The organism is Shewanella sp. SM71 (genome assembly GCF_025653905.1).
In the GTDB taxonomy this organism is placed as follows: domain Bacteria; phylum Pseudomonadota; class Gammaproteobacteria; order Enterobacterales; family Shewanellaceae; genus Shewanella; species Shewanella oncorhynchi.
In genome coordinates, this window is record NZ_JAKKRW010000007.1 from 172552 (window position 1) to 186845 (window position 14294).

General features: G+C 43.4%; 15 protein-coding genes and 1 riboswitch. Of the genes, 8 read left to right on the forward strand and 7 right to left on the reverse strand.

What is annotated here, in order from left to right; translation table 11 throughout:
• The first annotated feature begins 141 nt into the window (after nucleotides 1-141).
• Entirely contained in the window at nucleotides 142-1260 is a 1119-nt protein-coding gene (locus tag L5L97_RS09105; RefSeq protein WP_263163187.1) for a fascin domain-containing protein, read from the forward strand.
• A 71-nt stretch (nucleotides 1261-1331) separates the two neighbouring features.
• Here the strand turns inward: L5L97_RS09105 and L5L97_RS09110 are convergent, their stop codons facing one another.
• Both L5L97_RS09110 and L5L97_RS09115 read right to left on the reverse strand, forming a co-directional pair.
• Nucleotides 1332-1547, reverse strand: a complete 216-nt coding sequence (locus tag L5L97_RS09110; RefSeq protein ID WP_105252880.1) for a helix-turn-helix transcriptional regulator — start codon at nucleotides 1545-1547, stop codon at nucleotides 1332-1334.
• A complete protein-coding gene (locus L5L97_RS09115; RefSeq protein ID WP_263163186.1) occupies nucleotides 1544-1669 on the reverse strand; it encodes a hypothetical protein in 126 nt (41 codons plus the stop codon). The genes L5L97_RS09110 and L5L97_RS09115 overlap by 4 nt, the downstream gene beginning before the upstream one ends.
• A gap of 122 nt (nucleotides 1670-1791) precedes the next feature.
• Between L5L97_RS09115 and L5L97_RS09120 the strand changes: the two genes are divergently transcribed.
• Genes L5L97_RS09120 through L5L97_RS09130 form a run of 3 tightly spaced genes read left to right on the forward strand, consistent with a single transcriptional unit; the run spans nucleotide 1792 to nucleotide 2668 of the window.
• The gene (locus tag L5L97_RS09120) at nucleotides 1792-2049 is read left to right on the forward strand and encodes a hypothetical protein (protein WP_251073342.1); all 258 of its coding nucleotides are present in this window, start codon (nucleotides 1792-1794) and stop codon (nucleotides 2047-2049) included.
• Between the two features lie 54 nt (nucleotides 2050-2103).
• A complete protein-coding gene (locus tag L5L97_RS09125) occupies nucleotides 2104-2319 on the forward strand; it encodes a helix-turn-helix transcriptional regulator (protein ID WP_168823718.1) in 216 nt (71 codons plus the stop codon).
• Between the two features lie 19 nt (nucleotides 2320-2338).
• Complete coding sequence (locus L5L97_RS09130) at nucleotides 2339-2668, forward strand: hypothetical protein (protein ID WP_263181086.1); 330 nt, start codon at nucleotides 2339-2341, stop codon at nucleotides 2666-2668.
• A gap of 196 nt (nucleotides 2669-2864) precedes the next feature.
• Here the strand turns inward: L5L97_RS09130 and L5L97_RS09135 are convergent, their stop codons facing one another.
• The 3 genes from L5L97_RS09135 to L5L97_RS09140 all read right to left on the reverse strand — a co-directional run bounded on the left by L5L97_RS09135 (nucleotide 2865) and on the right by L5L97_RS09140 (nucleotide 6399).
• Nucleotides 2865-4586 (reverse strand): potassium/proton antiporter, encoded by a 1722-nt coding sequence (locus tag L5L97_RS09135; RefSeq protein ID WP_263163183.1) that lies wholly within the window; start codon nucleotides 4584-4586, stop codon nucleotides 2865-2867.
• A 242-nt stretch (nucleotides 4587-4828) separates the two neighbouring features.
• The gene (locus L5L97_RS22945) at nucleotides 4829-5221 is read right to left on the reverse strand and encodes a diguanylate cyclase domain-containing protein (RefSeq protein ID WP_263238335.1); all 393 of its coding nucleotides are present in this window, start codon (nucleotides 5219-5221) and stop codon (nucleotides 4829-4831) included.
• Between the two features lie 92 nt (nucleotides 5222-5313).
• Complete coding sequence (locus L5L97_RS09140) at nucleotides 5314-6399, reverse strand: sodium:calcium antiporter (RefSeq protein WP_263163181.1); 1086 nt, start codon at nucleotides 6397-6399, stop codon at nucleotides 5314-5316.
• Between the two features lie 11 nt (nucleotides 6400-6410).
• Nucleotides 6411-6522: riboswitch (yybP-ykoY riboswitch) on the reverse strand.
• A gap of 552 nt (nucleotides 6523-7074) precedes the next feature.
• On the opposite strand from L5L97_RS09140, the gene L5L97_RS09145 reads away from it, so the two are divergent.
• A complete protein-coding gene (locus tag L5L97_RS09145; RefSeq protein WP_219252817.1) occupies nucleotides 7075-7815 on the forward strand; it encodes a carbonic anhydrase in 741 nt (246 codons plus the stop codon).
• A gap of 955 nt (nucleotides 7816-8770) precedes the next feature.
• Nucleotides 8771-8989: an Arm DNA-binding domain-containing protein gene (locus L5L97_RS09150; protein ID WP_263163179.1), complete on the forward strand. Its 219-nt coding sequence runs from the start codon at nucleotides 8771-8773 to the stop codon at nucleotides 8987-8989.
• Nucleotides 8990-9324: 335 nt separating this feature from the next.
• Here the strand turns inward: L5L97_RS09150 and L5L97_RS09155 are convergent, their stop codons facing one another.
• Nucleotides 9325-9786, reverse strand: a complete 462-nt coding sequence (locus tag L5L97_RS09155) for a Fur family transcriptional regulator (protein ID WP_049821724.1) — start codon at nucleotides 9784-9786, stop codon at nucleotides 9325-9327.
• Nucleotides 9787-10018: 232 nt separating this feature from the next.
• On the opposite strand from L5L97_RS09155, the gene L5L97_RS09160 reads away from it, so the two are divergent.
• Nucleotides 10019-12265 (forward strand): TonB-dependent receptor, encoded by a 2247-nt coding sequence (locus L5L97_RS09160; RefSeq protein WP_263181085.1) that lies wholly within the window; start codon nucleotides 10019-10021, stop codon nucleotides 12263-12265.
• Nucleotides 12266-12438: 173 nt separating this feature from the next.
• Here L5L97_RS09160 and L5L97_RS09165 read toward each other — a convergent pair whose 3' ends face one another.
• Complete coding sequence (locus L5L97_RS09165) at nucleotides 12439-13362, reverse strand: hypothetical protein (protein ID WP_028760379.1); 924 nt, start codon at nucleotides 13360-13362, stop codon at nucleotides 12439-12441.
• Nucleotides 13363-13813: 451 nt separating this feature from the next.
• Between L5L97_RS09165 and L5L97_RS09170 the strand changes: the two genes are divergently transcribed.
• The gene (locus tag L5L97_RS09170) at nucleotides 13814-14221 is read left to right on the forward strand and encodes a DUF1398 domain-containing protein (RefSeq protein WP_263181083.1); all 408 of its coding nucleotides are present in this window, start codon (nucleotides 13814-13816) and stop codon (nucleotides 14219-14221) included.
• Nucleotides 14222-14294: the final 73 nt, after the last annotated feature.

Consider the following 14294-nt stretch of genomic DNA (forward strand, 5'->3'; position numbering starts at 1 on the left):
ATGTATAGCTTTGTTAGTTAACTAAAAAGGACTTTTGTTATGAGCACGCTTAACACTTCTGCCTCAAATAGTGATCCAATATTCCCCTCAACATTTCCTGTTATGATCAGATCCAATCAATTTCCACAATGCTTATTGAGAATGTCTGGACAGGATTCACCACAGTTCAATGGTAATGGCTTTGGTACCGTTAATTGTCAGGCAGACCAAAATGATCCAGATAAAAACCCATGGGAGATTTTTAACGCTATTCGTAACGGCGATGGCACAGTCTCCTTTGAGTCTATGGCCTTTCCGAGTAACTATTTACGAATGGCGGGTGAAGCTTCGCCAGTTTTTAATGGGAATGGATTTGGAACCGTAAACTGCCAAGCATCGATTGGTCCTTGGGAAAAGTTCAATGTCGCAGTTCTAAGCGACAGCGCCAGTGGGGTCTTAACCTCCATAGCGTCAAATGCGTTTCCAAGTAACTATCTTCGTATGGCCGGAGAGCAATCTCCCTCGTTTAATGCTGCAGGGTTTGGTACCGTAAATTGCCAAGCCTCTGTCGGACCTTATGAGCAATTTCATCTAGGTGCAGTCCTTAAAGAGTCAGTTGAGACTCTTGGACAGTGGTTCCCAGACTCACAACCTACACCTGCACAGATAGAGAAGCTTGTGGCAGCCATAATCACAGGCCAACAGCCCAGTAATGTCGAAATGCAAGCGGCCACTGAAATGCAAAGTTTTTTAACGTTAACGGAGAACGAAAGTGTAGCAATAGAAGCAATTGATCTAGAGGCAATTTCCCCTTGCACTAAATCAATCGCAACATTCTGTATTGATGTGTTATTGCTTGCTCTGCAACTTGCAAGCATACGCATTATGCGAACTGACAGCATGGTAAAAGCGGCAGTACAGGCGTTGGGGGCTGAAGCTGTTGGCTTGGAGAGACTGATCACGGGTATCAGCAGTGCTTCTACCACGCTGAAAAAGGCGACATTGATATTTCAGTTTATCTCGCAACTATTCAATATAGGGTTTATTAAAGGCGTCATTAAAACAATCGTCAATGGCCTAAGCTGGTTTGGAGCCATAGTCGCTGCGGTATCATTCATCGCGACAGTGGTCGCATGGATATCAACCGATGGTGTCTTGTTAATTGCCCAAATAGTACTGGTCGGCACAGGACTTGCCGCTATCATCGCTGATGCTGTAGCAGTAGGCACTAACTGCGGTAGTAAAGGCTGTAATGTCGAAGGCGATGAGTTTATGGCCTAACAGTCCATCGATAAAGGTCTAAAAATAAAGCCCCAAAAATGGGGCTTTATCTTAAGGCTTAATAAATCAATTCAAGCCGCGACTTGCTGTTTTTCATCCCACTTATCGAGCGACGCTTTTAAGTAATGGCGGCCATTATGGATAGGAGCAGGGAAACCGTCGTTTCTTCGCCACTTCCAAAGCGTTGCTGATGAGCTAATCCGGTAGCGTGTCATGACTTCCTTAGTGGTAAGAAAGAGCGGCACTTGCATTTGCTGATCCACGGTCGATTGGGTCGAAATCATCATTTACCTTCCTTTGCCAATTCCTCGGCGAGTCGTTTTAAAAATTGTTGGCAGCTGCCGACTTGTTTGCGGGGCAGGGTATAACACTGGCGTAAAGCGTCTTTGATGACTGCAGATTGCTTCATGCCGATTTCTCCTTGGTGCTGTTAAACGCCGTGAAGGTGAGAGCAGGGCGCAGTGATAACAGTCGCTGTTTAAAGGCTTCGGCCTTAGCATTGTGCTGCGCAATGTCAGCTTGCTTTTGTGAATGGCCCGCCGCGTTGCAATAAAACGCCTCGCCGATGCAGATCACCGCTTCAATGTCCGTCGTATGAGCGTTTTGTTCCCTTACGATGTAGGGCCGGTGAGCATTCGCACTGCGCAATATTGGAGTGAAACGATTCGGTTTAAGGCATTTACCTCCCACACACACTTAATCACACTAGGGTTTGATGATGTGGCGCCCGAGATTATGCGCCAATCGACCACTGAGACGGACGAGCCAATGTTAGTGGGGTGGTTATGACAATGACAATAACAAATAGCACAACTGGGTTATGGACTTCACGCAGGAGGATTTATGGCTAGTCGCGCCGCGGATTTACTGAAAGTAGGGCGCCGTTTACGGGGCATGACCCAAGACGAAGTGGCTGAGATTTACGGCATCAGTCGCAGCACTTATCAACGTTGGGAAAATGGCCGCACTAATGCGCCCTATGACGATGTGACATCGATATGCATTGATGTGTTTAAGCTTTCGGTTAAGAAGATAAATGAGGTAGCTAATGGCCTTTAGCGATGACCCCGAGTAGAGGATGAACATTAAGGCGTTACGGTTAGGGTTATATCGCTGGGGCTGTTATTGGGTGTACCAAGAATTGGGCAAGGGTTTTTCAAACCGCTACGCCTGCGACCGTTTAGGCGAAGCCTTGGGCGGTGGCAACTTAAAGCATGAACTCAACGTGCCTGCCCACGTCGCCCATTTTGACCACCTCGTTGAGCAGTTATCCATTAACTGTAAACGCGCCATTCGCGCCCATTATCTGTGTAAAGAGCAGTGGGCCTTAATGGGATTTGACAGCAAAAAGTCTTATATCTTCTGGCTAAGAAAAGCCGAAATGGCACTGCTGGATAGGATGAATTAGAGGGAACGCCCTCTTACGAGGGCTGGCGGGTTAGACGGTTGTCCACCAAGATTGCTAACCCGTTGACTGGATTTTATCAAAAGTTCGGACAGATACCTATGCAAACTCATTCGCGATTAAATGATGCACTGAGCTTAGGTGTGATCTCTATATTGACCACAATGAAACTATGCTTTTACAAATTATTGTTTTGGTATCAGTTTTCATTGGCTGAGTTCGGTACGATACCCACTGTCGCAATCCTCGAACCCACCATCTCACGAACATGCAATATTACTTCCCCAAAATCTTTACTTGCACCTAAGGTCGGCTCGTCAGTCAAGCTCTGACGTAGCACTTCATCTAATGACAAATTATCATTAGCAGAGAGTTCAATACCGTAGGAGTGCTTTAAATCTGCTACTTTGGTGTAGCCTTTCAACTTCAATTCACCCGTAGGTAATTCATAATGATTGGCTTCTGCAACACCAGAGCAAACCAGATCAACAAACTCACGCACATCGGGCTTCATCACAATAAATAAATGATCGCCAGCATACAGGAAGGTTGATCCCCTAGGTGGAATTACATTGTTTCCTCTGGTTATCATCGCCACTACTGTACCGTCAGGTAAAGCCATTTGGGATAAACGGCGACCAGAAGCCCGTGAGGTATCGCCCAATTGATACTCGACAATGTCAGCATCCACATCGCCTAAAGCAGTAATTTCCAGTGTCGCTGCAGGTGTCGCAGGAGGCGGTTCCGTAAGTCCTAAAGCGCGTGCAACCCAGGGTAATGTTGACCCCTGTATTGTCGCTGAAATTAACACGACGAAAAACACCACGCTAAAAATAAGACTGGCACCAGGCAGACCATAAATCAGCGGATATATAGCCAGAATAATAGGCACCGAACCACGTAACCCAACCCAGGATACTAGGGTAATTTCACGCGCATTAAAGCCAAAAATCTTCAGTACAGGGATTACCGACAAGGGTCGCGCGATTAAGGTCAGGACGATTGCAATCATCAGTCCTTCCTGCCAGACATCCAGCAAAGACGAAGGATTAATCAGCAAGCCTAAAAAAACAAACATAACAATCTGGCCTAACCATGCCAAACCATCGTGAAATAAAAAGGTACTGCGCTGAAAAACAAAACGACTATTCCCTATCACCACACCAGCGATAAAAATAGCTAAAAAGCCGCTGCCGCCAAGATTAGCTGCTACGCCAAAGGACAGTAAACCAAATGCCGCGACCATCACAGGATATAATCCAGAGGTCGTCAGATGGATACGATTAATAATACGTACTGATAACCAGCCTGCCGCTAAACCCACTGCGGAGCCGATACCCATTTGCTGGATAAACAGCATCAATAATCCAGTCCCTGGTTCAAGCCCTTTGACCATGATCTCCAATAAGCCAACTGTTAAAAAAATTGCCATAGGATCGTTAGTCGCACTTTCAATTTCTAATGTGGCTTTAAGGCGTGGGTTGATATGAATACCTGCATTACGCAGTAATGAGAATACGGCGGCAGCATCGGTTGAACCAACAATGGCACCAATCAGTAAACCGTAAAGTAAGGAAACATCTAGAATATAAGCCGCTGCAGCACCAGTGATCATGGCTGTCACCAATACGCCTAAAGTCGCCAACACAGAAGCAGGCTTCCACACTTGCTTAATCGACGCGATGGGTGTTTGCAAACCACCGTCAAACAAAATAATGGCTAAAGCTAAAGACCCAAGCGCGTGAGCAATTTGTGCATTATCAAAAACAATACCTCCAGGGCCATCCTCACCAGCTAACATGCCCACCATGAGAAAGAGCACCAGTACGGGTAAACCCAATCTCGCAGACAATTTACTGGATAAAATACCAAGAATAATCAAAATCGCGGCGAGGAGAATAATTTGATCGATCACAAACATAAATAGTTTCTCTTTAATTAATGTAGGGAAATTAAACCATTACAGAGCTTTTAATGACTGCGCCAGCTCTAAAATGATACTTCACTAAGCCTAATTGTCAGTTAGAAATCGTCAAATGCATGATGCATTTTGGTCTTGTAGTCAATGATTCCATTTATCCAAATGCTACGTGACCCACTTCACATTTCAACTTTGATAATTTCAAAAAATCAAAATTTACGATTGGCACTCAATAATGCTGTTTACCGTAGCAAGCTGGCCCTGCTGACTTGATTACGTCCATGCTTTTTAGCTAAGTATGATTGCTTATCTGCGGATTCGATAAGCGTTTGCCATTTCAAATGCCGATGAGGTTGAATACGCACAACGCCAGTTAATGGTGACCGCTTGGAAACTAGAGTAAATGTAAAGCGAGCACTGCGTTGACGATGAGTTATGTTCATCGCGCCTAAATGCTGAGTATCCGGTAATAGACAAATAAATTTCTCACCACCATAGTGCGCAACCAAATCGTTCGGGCGGTGTATCGCTGTGCGTAGTGCTTTTGTGACGAGACATATACATTGATCATCACTAGTGATGGTCACAAGGATCGCTGAAAAGTCTAATTCATTTAAATCAATTTTTTGCAACATTTACAAAATTTAATATTACACTCTTGGCGTGTAGGGCAAATTTAGCCAAATAGGAAAGCCATACCACACTGCGTTCTCTGACACTTTGCTCCTTAGAGAGGGAAGTAGAACGCAATCAGCAAGGCAAATACGCCGTACAATGAGCTTACGGCGACCAATGCACGCGCATCTACAACGCCTCGTCGAAATAGCTGCCATAGAAAAATAATAGCCAAAGCAGTAATGACTCCTGCCGCCATCAGTGAGCCATCAAAAAGCCATGGCGTAAAGAAGATACCCAACGCACTGGGAATCGTTGCCTGAATCATCATGGCACCAGAAATATTGGCCAATGCCAAGCGTTCCTTTCCTTGCCGTATCCATATGAGAGTGTTCATCATCTCGGGCAGCTCCGTCGCCACCGGACTCAGCAGCAATGCTACCAAATGTGGTGACCATTGTAGCGCTGTACCAATGGCCTCAAGTTGACCTACGAATATATGGGATGCAATGCCTATGACGATCAGGGACAACACGGCTTGCAGCGCCGCCCATTTTAACGATGGCTCCGTCACGGAAGGTTGAATTTTGAGAGGTTCAATCTCTTCATCTTCAGGCGCTGTGTCGCTCTCCTGAATTTCGCGCCAGACATAGATTGCGTAGGCTACGAGAAACAAGACACCCAGCCACGGCTTGATGGCAAAGGCGATTAGGCCAAGTGCCACTTTCACTACAAACACTGCGAGAAAGGCGAGCTGGTCGTGACTCATACGGGCGTGATCGGCACGTACATGATACGTTTCCCGTTGAAGGCGGCGATGGTGGTAAATCAGTGCCAAGCCGACCACTGCATAGGCTAAGGTAGCGAGCACGAGCGGACCGCCCATGGCTGCGCCGACGCCAATGTCCTTTTGCTCTGGTGTTTTGCCGAAGACAACGGCAATGAAGGTCACCGCCGTTTCAGGTAGTGCTGTACCGAAGGCAGCAAGTACTGAACCCACTGCTGTCGCGCCAAGATTCAAACGGCGGCCGAACCATTCGATGCCGTTGACGAAGTATTCGCAGGCCAAATAAATGGTACCTGCTGAGATGAAAAACAGAGTAAGAGTAAGGATCATGTGAGCAATCCGGCCGGGCGAGCAATAATCCAATGGCACGACAACACTGCTCGCCCGGCTGGGAAAGCGTATTGCGGCCAAAGGTCTCGCCTAGCTCTCCGCATTCGCAGAGGCTGACCACGCCATGAGGTGTTAGACCTCAATTTTGTTGACGTGGACTCCTTAGTGGGAGGCTAAGGATGACTACTCCCCAATGACAATGGGGGCATTTTACCGTTCTTGCAGGTAAATGTCGCCATTAGGTTTTAGTGTACTCATAATTTCAAGCTCTGTGTATTGTATTGATTTTACGTTGTTATTTTGTTTTTCTGCTCAGAAGTTGAAAATAGTAGGTATGCGGGAAACAACAACTTTGACAGATCTATTTTGTGATCTTTTGATCTTTGCTTTATGCGCCCTTTCTCTTAGCTTTGTTAGACTTATGGTAGTTGAGCTGCGAAATTATAGGCAGCATATGAAGAAATTTTCGATAATCGTATTCATACAAATTTTGGAATATTTCGTTTATCAGGAATGTTACAGGCATCAGTGGAAGAACCTAGGTATGGCGGCTCGCAATCGAAATCCCTCGGGCTAGCTATCCATTGCTTCTGGCTCACAATAACTGCAAATGAAAAACGCCATACCTGTAACCCTGCCGCCCGTATTTAATCGCGTTGACTGGGTCTCCACTATCATTAGGTTGAAGCTGTGATTTGTTTAACAGTACTATCGCAACAACCTTTGTTAACTCAACAAACTGGACTGCAGAACATTATGAAAAATAACCAACCGGCTCAACCCTCACGCCGGACAATCCTGAAACAAACACTTGCTGTCTCGGCCCTTTCGGTAACTGGGCTGGCGGCCTTATCGGTGCCCTCTATCTCTTTTGCGGCATCCCTCAGTAAAGATGAACGTGATGGTATGACACCTGAGGCTGTGATTGAACATTTTAAGCAGGGCAATCTGCGCTTCCGGGAGAATCGCACGGCGAAACATGATTATTTGGCGCAGAAACGCAACAGTATCACGGGTCAGTATCCTGCTGCAGTGATCCTTAGCTGCATTGACTCACGTGCGCCAGCGGAAATTGTGCTGGATGCGGGGATCGGCGAAACGTTCAATTCTCGTGTTGCGGGTAATATCAGTAATCGCGATATATTGGGCAGTATGGAATTCGCCTGTGCTCTTGCTGGTGCGAAATTGGTGCTGGTTATGGGGCATACCCGCTGTGGTGCGATACGTGGCGCTATTGATAATGCAGAACTAGGCAACCTGACGGGCCTGCTGAATGAAATTAAACCTGCTATTGAAAAAACAGAGTACACCGGAGAGCGTAAAGGGAGTAATTACGATTTTGTCGATGCTGTGGCAAGGAAAAATGTTGAACTGACTATCGAGAATATCCGCAAAAACAGCCCGGTACTGAAACAGCTGGAAGACCAGAATAAAATTAAAATCGTTGGTAGTATGTATCACCTTACTGGCGGTAAGATTGAGTTTTTCGAGGTATAACTGTAACAGAAGTCCGTAGCCCAAAAAGTCAGCCTCGCACTCTACTAAGAGATTATTAAATTTTATCTCTGATGCTAATGTATGTTTTGAGTATACCTAAAGCATACATCCAAATGAGACGGTTTTTCTGTCTCATTTGGATGTTATGTTTTCCTCATCTAAAGCCTAACGAGACATTTTTAATAACAATGGCCTTTTACGGTTATGCTCGGGTTTGAAGCAAAGATCAGGAGCTCGCCTTGCTGACGCAAACTCTGCGCGACAGAACACTATTGTAAACTGAACACTGCATTGAAATTAAGCACTACCAATAAAGCTGACCGTCATCTGTCTATCACTTAATGTGAGCTCAGTAAGATTTTATTGTCACTTAATCTGAGCCGAAGATTGCGCTAATTGCGAGCACAAGGAATTTCGATTGTGAGCCGTTACACCTAGGATTTGTTATCTACTGGCAGAGTTTATGAGCACTGATGGTTGGTCTGAGCTTAATTTAGAATTAGAACACTCTGCTAAAGTAATCAGAAGTATGGAGCCGGAAGATCTTAAGCACTTGTCATGCACACCACTTTTTAATAGATAAACATAATTAGACAACATTTTTTTGCAATTAAAAATAGTATCGAATTTAGAAGTGATTTTGTTGTTTAGCAGCTGTGATATTGGAAGGTTCTTAAACGAAGTTTGTACATATATTTATTATAAATCAATGGTTAATATTACATGTTTCCGTAGTCGTGCTAAAATATTGACCCTGCTTTATCGTCTTTCATCTTCATTTATTTTCGTTCTCTAAAGCATGTAACTTCATGTTATCAATAGTTAAATTTCTTTAATTGGATTCGTTGTCATTCACATCAATTTAGTTTGCTACAACTTAGATGTGAGTACATATCTGTATATATTGGGTTCTGCGTCAGATTAGCTAAAATCACATGTACACAGGGTAATTAAAATGTCTTTATCTGACAATTGGTTACGTGCAATAAACGGCAAACCATATTTAGAGAAACCAGAGCTTGCAGACCGCGACGGCTTAAGCGTTCGTATTACCCCTGCAGGGACTATAACATGGCAGTATCGATTTAGGATTGATAATCCATCAGGGTGCTTAACCTTTGGTCTCTACCCGGATTTAGGACTTGCTGACGCATGTAAGCTGGTCCCTGCGTGACTAAATTCATGGGTAAATATTATAGATCCCCATGCGTTTTGGAAACCGCTTAACACATTCGAAGGCCGATCAGTTCTGCTTTACTCGAGATATTATAAGAACAGTGGAACTTATATCACTCGCCATGGCGCTTTCCCACGGCAAGCGACCGGGTAATGTTGCTTCCATTAATGAGCTGGTCCGCGATATGAAACCAAGACTGGCATATCCACGATTTTAGACGGACATTATCGACCAGAATATCGGAAGCTGGGGAATTTATAGCGTTACTGTGAGTATGGGATAAGTTCAGCAACCATGATAAATAGCGTTCCAAATTAGTTAATGTACATAACTTAACTATTATGTTGCTGCTGACATTCATGACACCAACCCGCTAATTCAAGCTGTGGGCTCGATAAGGTAAATTCTGCTTGGCTAACATTCAACTGTAACTGTTCAACAAGAGCAGTGGGCAATGCTATCTCTGTGACTTTTTGACAAGTATTACAAATTAAAAATTGATTGTGAATGTGATGATCGCATACATGATGGCAGGCAATATACTTATTCACCGTTAATAACTTATGCACTAATTGTTCCTGTACTAAGAAATCCAACATGCGATAGATAGACATTATGGGTAAACTCTCGCCCAAACTTTGTTTTAACACATCGGCAATTTCATAGGCAGACAAAGGAACATCATGTTCCTGTAATACGATAAGTACTTTTTTGCGCTTACTGGTAAGATTGATGCCTTTTTCTTCACACTTTTTCACTACTTCACGCAGTAAATCAAGATTTTTTCCTGTCATAGAACTGCCAATTTTTTTGAAATGATCATACTTGAACAGTTTACCTGATCCACCCCTTCTAATGACAATCTTTGTTAGCAATCATCAGTCACCATACCGAGTGCTGTTCTGATTGCCATTTACAATCAGTAACTTAATTTGCTTTCATTCATATTGAACTCGACTGATACATAATGATACGTTGTAACATATCATTTTTTTCAGAAGTAATCATATGGAGACGACCCACAAAATGAATTCCCACAAATACCTTCTGTTATTAGGTGTTGGCACTTTAGCTGTTTCAGCAGAACCTATTGAACGTATCAATGTCACTGGGCATGCTTTAGAAAAACCATTAAGCCAAAGAATACAAGCCAGTAAAATCGAACTCAGCGGCGATGAACTAAATAATCGTAAAGCCGATACCTTAGGAGAAACTTTAAGCCAATTACCGGGAGTAGACAGTGGTTTTTTTGGTAGCTCATCGGGTAGGCCACAAATCCGTGGATTTGGTGGAAACAGGGTTAAAATGTTGCTCAATGGAACTCAAGTTGAGGATATGTCGTCGGTGAGTGAGGATCAATACATCCCCATCGAGCCCTTTCTTGCTGATAGTATCTTGGTCATTAAAGGTCCTACAGCTGTGATTGCCTATGGTGGGCAAGCGATGGCAGGCATTGTTGATCTCCAAGATGGTCGTATTCCATTGAGCCCAATCAATGGGTTTAACAGTCGCGCTGAAGTGAAAGCTGGCTTCAATAGTACAAGTACCGCACTGGCAAAACTTACCGCAGGGAATGAATCTTTTAACTTTGCGCTGAATATGATCATCAAAGACCGTGGTGACTACGATATCCCTGGATATTCTAAAGACAGTGATTGTAAAACGTGGTCAAAAGTCGTAGGTGCCGCACAGTTTGCCGATCTATGCCAAATCAAATATGCGCAACCTGTGTGGCAGATGAACAATCAATTAAAACGCTATGAAGATGCTACACCTTTAGAACAACAAATTATCACCGACTACTCAATAGACAGTAATGGCACTGTACTTAACAGCAGCCACCACACATCATCATTCTCGGCAGGCGGAAGCTACACTGGCCAACAACGTCTTTTGGGTTTGGCTTACGGTTATACGGACACTCATCGCGGTATTCCGGGATTCATGCGTCGTGGCAGCAGCGCACCAGTGGATTTTGATCAACGGGGTAATATTCGAATTTTTTCCCGTGGTGATCGCGTAGATATGAAGTATGTCGAAAACTGGGATGACAATTGGATAAACTCATTTAGCCTCGATGGCGCCTATTCGAATCAAGTCGATGATGAGCATATGGCAGAGGTATCCGTCAACCAATTCGAACTTACCTCTTGGGTCATTAGCCCTAAGCTCTATCATAGTTGGACATCAAACTTCGATGGTGTCTTAGGATTACAGTACGACACTAAAGCCTATAAAGGGGAGGGCTATGACAATTACATGCCTGATGTCGATAGTCAAAACTATGCAGCCTATACGCTACAAATCCTGCACTTTGGTCCGGTTACTTTTGAGTTTGGAGGTCGTTATGATGCGATTAAGCACCAAGTAAACGCAGAGGGTTACAAGGTAGGTCGAGGCTCAGGAGCGAATGTTAAAGATAGAAATTTTTATCTCCAAAGCTACTCAGGATCACTGCAATGGGACATATTGCAAAATTGGTCAACACGAGTCAATTACGTTCATGCCGAGCGTGCTCCTGAAATGAATGAGCTTTACGCCAGTAACCCACACTATGCTCTGTTAATTGAAGAACAGGGCAGCTCAAATCTTAAAAAGGAAATTAATCACTCCTTTGAAATAAATACCACCGCTAAAATCGCCGATTTACAGCTAATGGCAAGTTGGTATCAAAATCAATTCAATGATTTTATTTATCTTGGTAGTACAGGCCTTGAGCGTAACGGTACTTATGTTCGTGAATGGCGCCAAGCAGATACAAACAATCAAGGGTTAGAGGTACAAGCTATTTATACCTTCCCGTGGCAAAGGTGGGGAGTTTTTGAGCTCAGCGCATTTACTGACAGAGTGAGAAATACTCCTCGATATCAATATGATGGTAGTTACGACATCTTTAGTACTCGCCCACCTCTCGCAGGTGAGCGGGACGAATACTTTCGCCGCAGGTTAGAAGGCACTTCAATGCCTCGAACACCACAATCCAAAACAGGCACTGCACTAAATTGGCAGTATGATGCGCTTACTGTGTCCATCGATTATGTTCGCTATCATTCACAAGGTGACGTTAGCAGATTTGAGAGGCCCTCTGAATCTTATGCTTTGCTCGGAGCCAATATCACTTTAGATCAAGTCATTTCGAAAGTGCCGACTCAATTCTACCTAAGCTTAGATAATCTTACCGATGTAGATGCGCGCCCACATAACAGTTTCCTAAGGCATTTATCCCCTATGCCAGGTCGCTCAGCGGCTATTGGTGTCAGAGTGCAATTCTAAAAAGTTTCCTTCAAGGCTAATGGCCTTGAAGGTTTTCATTTGATTTCTTAATACCCAAGGCCAAAAATCTAACCTCCTTCAATTCAAGCCGCGACTTGCTGTTTTTTATCCCATTTTCCGAGAGATGTTTTTAAGTCATGACGGACCCAAAGCGTTTATCTGATGAAGCCTATTTAATGATATTTCTTACATAATATGGAAAAGTCATCCATTGGATTGAGTAAGAAATCTTTACCGACAATGGAAGTCATTTCTGATTCAGATATAAAAGGATTGTCAATTTTAAAAACTAATCGTTGATTCAATTTACTTTTTATCAAAAAATCGCAATGGCGTTGATAAAATAACTGGTCAAATTGACCATTATCGATAATTCTCTGGAGGCCAATTTGTATTCGCTGAGCTAAGCGAGGTTTGTTAGGTGAAACATAATAATATGTCGCTAGCGGAATATGTAGCATGATGCTTTCATCAACAACGAGATCTGGATATTGTTGATTAAACTGCTCAACCTCTTGAAAGACTTCATTCACTCCGCGGCCAAATGTTATAAACCGCCCTTTTGATAACATATTAAATAAACTGTCATATTGATTGCTTTCTATAATCTTAAATCCTGCTTGTTGCATGGCAACTTTAGTTGACCATTGGCTACCTGAACCAGTATCAAGAGCAGTTAACTGCGCTAGCGAGGTGATTTGGGCTAACCTAGGTACATTTTCCTTTTTAATAATAAAAATTCTAAATCCCTGAATGCCTTTTCTAATAGGAATTTTTATTGGAATAAGCTGTTTATTCCACTGTAGGTTAGAGGCTTCTGCAATAACATTGATGGTTTCACCCTCTTGTAATGCTCTGAAGATACGATTTCGACTCATTATTAGATCTGAGACTTGCAGTGATGCTTCACCAAAATCGGCTTTGGTTGCATCAATAACTAATTGTAAAAGGTCATAAGTATACTGATATCTGTGATCAAGCTTGGATTCTGACTGATTGATAATGAATTGATCATTAGCATAAGTGACGGGTATGTTTGCCAAGACCCACAGGGAAAGAATACAAAAAATAATGCCCAGTCGCTGTAAATTATCCATCAATAAACTCATTGCTAGAGGTTGAAATTGATTCGGTGTGCTTATTTTAGCAGTAGCCTAGATGGCTTGCGGGATAAAGAAACAGATGATAAGCGTAAATGATACATTTTTTTAGTTTGGGTTTATGTGAGTTGTAAATCAATTTAGACAGCCCAACGGTGTTGGCACTGGGTGCGAGTGGCTCGCAGAATATTTTAAAGTCCTTATGTTGTTTGGCCATAGTATTTTTAATATGGCTTTACGTTATATATGCATAAACGTGTTTGTAGTCTGGCAACGATTTTGGGGTAGTTTGAAGGTCGTGTTTATTGCGTTAATCATTTATGAGTACGTGCTTTGAGCGTTTAACCAGCGCTGGCGCATGCTCCACGTTTTTACTGTGCTATCACTTTGGCTCTACTGCTGATGTTAAACATATAAATTGACCACTCAAGACCCAGAGAGGACATCAATGAACTCGGATAAAATTTTAGAATCTGCACAAGCAACCTTGTCTGGATTAATACCATTTCCTCAAATTGTCGGCAATCTTATTGCTGAAGGTGTCGAGTATTACTATGTAGACTATGCCACGAAGTCATTTACTTTCTATAGCGCAGTAGGTTCTACAGTGCAAGCACCTTTATCATTTGAGGGGCTTCCATTAATTGCTGACAATTTTAATGTGATTGAACTCAGAGCCGCCATCTTGGATAGTCAGCAGCATGGGCAAACATTTCGGCTTTTCTGCCAGCGCGCTATGAATGCTGGCGTTCAAGGTTATTTCGTGTTTTTGCGAGGTAAACGTGTAACCTATTTGGGCCGTCAAGGTGACCAGCATACCGAATGGTTTTCTGGCGCTAAGCCGAGCAATGTCTAACAATGCTGACTAGGCTCGCCACTTTCTGGGCTGGGTGCATCGTGAGTTTTACATTGGGTGAATGGTTACGTGA

What these genes read in the sequence shown, in the direction of transcription:
- L5L97_RS09170 (WP_263181083.1), top strand. Translation starts at nt 13,814, where the DNA reads ATGAACTCGGATAAAATTTTAGAATCTGCACAAGCAACCTTGTCTGGA.
- L5L97_RS09130 (WP_263181086.1), top strand. Translation starts at nt 2,339, where the DNA reads ATGAACATTAAGGCGTTACGGTTAGGGTTATATCGCTGGGGCTGTTAT.
- L5L97_RS09115 (WP_263163186.1), bottom strand. Translation starts at nt 1,669, where the DNA reads ATGAAGCAATCTGCAGTCATCAAAGACGCTTTACGCCAGTGTTATACC.
- L5L97_RS09110 (WP_105252880.1), bottom strand. Translation starts at nt 1,547, where the DNA reads ATGATGATTTCGACCCAATCGACCGTGGATCAGCAAATGCAAGTGCCG.
- L5L97_RS09125 (WP_168823718.1), top strand. Translation starts at nt 2,104, where the DNA reads ATGGCTAGTCGCGCCGCGGATTTACTGAAAGTAGGGCGCCGTTTACGG.
- L5L97_RS09150 (WP_263163179.1), top strand. Translation starts at nt 8,771, where the DNA reads ATGTCTTTATCTGACAATTGGTTACGTGCAATAAACGGCAAACCATAT.
- L5L97_RS09135 (WP_263163183.1), bottom strand. Translation starts at nt 4,586, where the DNA reads ATGTTTGTGATCGATCAAATTATTCTCCTCGCCGCGATTTTGATTATT.
- L5L97_RS09165 (WP_028760379.1), bottom strand. Translation starts at nt 13,362, where the DNA reads ATGGATAATTTACAGCGACTGGGCATTATTTTTTGTATTCTTTCCCTG.
- L5L97_RS09145 (WP_219252817.1), top strand. Translation starts at nt 7,075, where the DNA reads ATGAAAAATAACCAACCGGCTCAACCCTCACGCCGGACAATCCTGAAA.
- L5L97_RS22945 (WP_263238335.1), bottom strand. Translation starts at nt 5,221, where the DNA reads ATGTTGCAAAAAATTGATTTAAATGAATTAGACTTTTCAGCGATCCTT.
- L5L97_RS09120 (WP_251073342.1), top strand. Translation starts at nt 1,792, where the DNA reads ATGGCCCGCCGCGTTGCAATAAAACGCCTCGCCGATGCAGATCACCGC.
- L5L97_RS09160 (WP_263181085.1), top strand. Translation starts at nt 10,019, where the DNA reads ATGAATTCCCACAAATACCTTCTGTTATTAGGTGTTGGCACTTTAGCT.
- L5L97_RS09105 (WP_263163187.1), top strand. Translation starts at nt 142, where the DNA reads ATGTCTGGACAGGATTCACCACAGTTCAATGGTAATGGCTTTGGTACC.
- L5L97_RS09155 (WP_049821724.1), bottom strand. Translation starts at nt 9,786, where the DNA reads ATGACAGGAAAAAATCTTGATTTACTGCGTGAAGTAGTGAAAAAGTGT.